Annotated in this window: 1 protein-coding gene; it reads left to right on the top strand. The window is 62.7% G+C overall.

What is annotated here, in order from left to right:
- Positions 1–25: 25 nt before the first annotated feature.
- Complete coding sequence (locus AC6A67_RS03530; RefSeq protein WP_498035182.1) at positions 26–835, top strand: M20/M25/M40 family metallo-hydrolase; 810 nt, start codon at positions 26–28, stop codon at positions 833–835.
- Positions 836–1,213 lie beyond the last annotated feature (378 nt).

The raw sequence follows: 1,213 nt of genomic DNA, 5'->3' as shown, positions 1-1,213 counted from the left end.
GAGGAGTCACTGGGCTGGTGAGCTTGTGCTGACGCTGGCCGGCGACGAGGAGACCATGGGCGTGCTCGGCAGCAGGCTGCTGATCGACACCGAGCCCTGGGCGCGCGGTGACGCGGTGCTCATCGCCGACGTCGGCTCGCCCAGCGTATTGCGCATCGGGGAAAAGGGGTTGATCTGGCTGACACTGACGGCCCACGGCCGCTCCGCCCATGCAGCGCATGTTCACAAGGGCGACAGCGCCATCGACAAGCTGATCGCGGCAATCACCTCTATCCAGCAGTTGCGCGACTGGCGCCCCGACATGCCTGATGAGGTGCGTGAAGCGATTGAAGCGGCGTCGACCGTCTCCGAGGCGCTTTCCGGGCGCGGCGAAAGCGATGTCCTCCGGTCCGTCACCGTAACCTTTGGCACGATCAGCGGCGGACGACTGAGCAATCTGGTGTCTGACCACGCTGAAGCAACCGCCGACATTCGTCTGCCATTTGGGGTTTCTGTCGCCGAACTGGAGGGCAGGATCAACAGCATCGTCGCGGCCCATCCGGGGGTCGAGGTGGCTATCAGCCGCCGCTACGAGGCGACGTGGACGTCCCCGGAGACGGAGATTGTGCGCTTGCTGCAGGCCAATTGCACCGAGGTCATGGGCGCTCCCCCGGTTGTCAACATGCGTGTCGGCGCCTCGGACTCCCGACTGTTCCGCGCCGCCGGCATGCCAACCGTTGTTTGCGGTCTCACCCCTTACAACATGGGCGCGGCCGACGAATTTGTGACGTGCAAGGAACTGCTGGACATGGCCGACCTCTACGCCTTGACCGCATTTGATTTTCTGACCGCATAAGCCAGCGCAGACAACGACCGGGCCATCGATCCAACAACGGGCGCGACGCGGGGAGGACTGGAAAGGCGCCGCCTCACGCCCACCCTCTTTTCTATATGAGGCGCAGACGCCCAGGGCCTTGCCGCGCAGGCGCGTCTGACTGAGACGTTCCAGTCCGACTGCACCCGGTCGACAAGCGCGCGCTTGCACTCATCAGGCGCCCAGACCTCACGTCTACATCATCCACTGCATCCACCAATTTACCAAATTGGTCGCCATATGCGACGCGACAACACGATTGAGGAAGATAGAGCGGTTTTCGAACCTCTAGAATCATAAGAGGTTCCCCCTTCGCCAGATTTCTGATTCAAGATGCGGGCTGGTGGAAGGAGGCCAGCT

The organism is Camelimonas sp. FR25, from assembly GCF_059740505.1.
The sequence above is the reverse complement of the archived record's forward strand: the minus strand, read 5'-3'. Positions and strand labels throughout refer to the sequence as shown.